Source organism: Binatus sp. (SeqCode) (assembly GCF_036522015.1).
Classification (GTDB): Bacteria; Desulfobacterota; Binatia; order Binatales; family Binataceae; genus Binatus.
Genome location: NZ_DATDGQ010000116.1, coordinates 1 through 3,194, shown reverse-complemented (window position 1 = coordinate 3,194; position 3,194 = coordinate 1). Strand labels below are relative to the sequence as shown.

The window sequence follows — 3,194 nt, the reverse complement described above, 5'->3', positions numbered from 1 at the left end:
CCAAGTTTCAGCCAACTCGCTCCGATGCAGAGCAGGCCGGCCAGGAAGCACAAGGTAACCGACAAGGATCCCGCACGCCCAGGTCTCGCCCGAACCGCGCTCCCACACGCGCATCTTAAGCTTGCGGCGCGACGTGGCCAGGATGAATTCGGTATTCACGCGCCGTGGGAAAAACGGATGATGCTCGAACTCGCGGCCCAGCGCGGCAAAATCACGATCCTGGAGCTTGAATACGCCGTCGTCGGCAACGAACACGACGCAATGCGGATTGCCCATCGAGACCGCCGTGATCGACTCGCGCCGGCCTGCGACCTCGAGCGGATAGTCGACAATTCGACCGTCGGCGTTCACCGGAATTTCGCGGCCGTCGAGAATCGGCTCGCCCATATCGACCGTCGCACCGATTACGCGCCGCCCTTCCAACCGCAGCTGGACCGTCTTGAGCCCGGCGTCAGTCTCGACGACCATCGGATTGCGGCGCACCAGGCCGCGCTCGAACGCGAGCCGCGCGAGGCATCGGATTCCGTTGCCGCACATGTCGCCACGGCTGCCGTCGGCGTTGTACATCTCCATCCGGATGTCGGCCTTGCGCGACGGCGCGAGCATGATGAGACCGTCCGCGCCGATGCCGAAGTGGCGATCAGACAGTTTGATCGAGAGTGCCGACGGGTCCGCAGGACGCGCGCGCATCGCAACGACATATATGTAATCGTTGCCGGATCCGTGCATCTTGGTGAATTCGAGCGTTGCCATCGCGCTTATACTCTGTCACGCCGTCTTGAGGTCAACGATATGTTCGCCGCGGATCTGATCCTCGAAGGTATCGCGCTCGCGAATCACGTGAACGTCGGCGCCATCAACCAGCACTTCGGGCGCGCGTGGGCGGCTGTTGTAGTTCGACGACATGACGAAGCCGTAAGCGCCGGCGCTCATCACCGCGAGCAAGGCGCCCTCTTCGGGCTCGGCCATCACGCGCTCGCGCGCAAAGAAATCGCCGCTCTCACAGACCGGGCCCACGATATCCGCAGTCACCGTCTTGCCAAGCTTGCGGCGATCGACGGGAACGATCTCGTGATACGCTTCGTAGAGCACCGGGCGAATCAAATCGTTCATCGCGCCATCGATAACGACGAAGCGCTTCACGTCGGTTTCCTTGTTGTAGAGCACACGCGTCACGAGCACGCCCGCGTTGCCGACCATCACGCGTCCCGGCTCGGTGATAATCTTGAGCCCAAGACCCACGATCGGCTTCAGCAGCGCGTGTGCGTATTCGGACGGCGGTGGCGGTTGCTCCCGGTAGGGAATTCCGAGACCGCCGCCGAGATCGAGATACTTCAGCGGGATTCCGGCGCTGCGGAGCCTGCCGACGATCGCGGCAACCTTCTGTCCCGCTTCGGCGAACGGCGCCATCTCGGTTATCTGCGAGCCGATGTGCGTGCTCAGTCCCACTATTTCGAGCTGCGCCAGCGCGCTCGCTTCCGCGTAGTATTCGTCCACCTGCGAAAGCGGAACGCCAAACTTGCTGTCGCGATGGCCGGTGGAAATGTGCGGATGCGTCCCGGGATCGAGATCGGGATTTACCCGCAGGCTGACCGGCGCGCGCCGCTTCAGCCGGCCCGCGACCTCGGCCACGCGATGCAGTTCCGGGCGCGACTCGACGTTGATCATCAGGATGCCGGCCTCGAGCGCGGCCGCGATCTCTTCGTCAGTCTTGCCGACGCCGGAGAACACAATCTTGCGCGGGTCGGCGCCGATTCGCAGGCATCGCATCAGCTCGCCTACGGAAACGATATCGAAGCCCGCGCCCATCGAGGCGAACAGTTTCAGGATGCTGAGATTCGAGAGCGCCTTCATCGCATAGCAGATCAAATGATCGGTGCCGGCGAAGGCTTCGTCGAAGACCCGGAAATGCCGCCGGAGAGTGCGCGCGCTATAAACGAAAAAGGGCGTGTTGATTCGCCGCGCCAGGTCCGCGACCGGCACGTCTTCTGCGAAGAGTTGATCGTTGCGATATTCGAAGTAGTTCATTGCGATGATGTAGCGATTGGATGAAGTTTCGTTTCTATCATAGCGCAGCCCCGCGAATAAACGGCGCTCGATTCAGTCAGGTTCGCGCCGCTATCACTTCAGCGGAACCGGGGTCGGCACCACGAAGGTGTCGGGGTTCGGCGGAGCCGATGCATTCTTGCGCACAATCTCCACATCGTTCGACGGTTCACTGACGTAACCGTCGGTCGTGCTGGAAGTCACCTGGTAGTGATAGGTCTTGCCGATGATGGTCGAGCCATCGATAAACGTGAAAGTGTTTTGCACCTGGAAGCGCCCTTCGTCATGCACCTGGATGTCGCCGATCTGCTCAGCGGGCTTCCCCTCCTGCGCGCGCGAGATTGAGAAGCTGCCGAGGTCCTTCATCTTCGCGCCGCCGGCGTAGCTTTCCGGGCGAATCCAGGTCAGCCGAATTCCCTCTTTCGCGTTGGCGGCCTCGAGCCCAACGATTTTCTCGGGACGCGCAGCCTCCGGTGGTATCGGCTGAGACTTCACACCGCATCCGGGAACCACGTTCGCAAGGACGGCAATCATGAGCCCGAGCGTCAACCATTTCGCGCCGTTGCGTTTCCGATTCATCGGCCTCCGAGCTCCTTGAGGCGGCGCTTGACTGTGGACGGCGCCGGACCGCCTTCGATCGTTCGCCGCGCGACCGAGTTCTCGGCTCGAAGAATCGCGATCGCATCGGCGCCAAACGCGCTCGAGTGCCGTCGCAACTCCGCGATGCTCAAGTCCTCGAGCGTCCTGCCCGCTTCCGCCGTTTCGCGGACTATCGCGCCGACAATTTCATGCGCCTGCCGAAAAGCAGTGCCGCGACCGACCAGGTATTCCGCGAGATCGGTCGCTAGCGCAAATCCCCCAGCCGCCGCCCGCATGCGCTTCGCATCAAACCGCAACGCCGGCCACAATTTTGCGAACAAATCGAGCGCGGGCTTCAGCGCGTCGAGCGCGTCGAATGCGCGCTCTTTGTCTTCCTGCAAGTCCGAGTTATAGGCGAGCGGGAGGCCCTTCAACACCGTGAGCATCGCGACCAGATCGCCGATCACGAGGCCGGTCTTGCCGCGGATCAATTCGAGCAGATCGGGATTCTTTTTCTGCGGCATCATCGAGCTGCCGGTCGAAAATTCGTCGGGGAGCGCCGCGAAGCC

At 62.2% G+C, this 3,194-nt stretch carries 4 protein-coding genes; all 4 read right to left on the bottom strand.

The genetic code is table 11. The features are described from left to right. Positions 1–753 (bottom strand): diaminopimelate epimerase (gene dapF, locus VIW95_RS04855; RefSeq protein ID WP_331584292.1); only part of this gene is annotated, 753 nt, incomplete at its 3' end. Positions 754–768: 15 nt separating this feature from the next. After that, complete coding sequence (gene lysA / locus VIW95_RS04850; protein ID WP_331584291.1) at positions 769–2,028, bottom strand: diaminopimelate decarboxylase; 1,260 nt, start codon at positions 2,026–2,028, stop codon at positions 769–771. A 93-nt stretch (positions 2,029–2,121) separates the two neighbouring features. Then, positions 2,122–2,625 (bottom strand): hypothetical protein, encoded by a 504-nt coding sequence (locus VIW95_RS04845; protein ID WP_331584290.1) that lies wholly within the window; start codon positions 2,623–2,625, stop codon positions 2,122–2,124. After that, the coding region (locus VIW95_RS04840) for a lyase family protein (RefSeq protein ID WP_331584289.1) at positions 2,622–3,194 on the bottom strand (573 nt) is incomplete at its 5' end. The genes VIW95_RS04840 and VIW95_RS04845, both read right to left, overlap by 4 nt.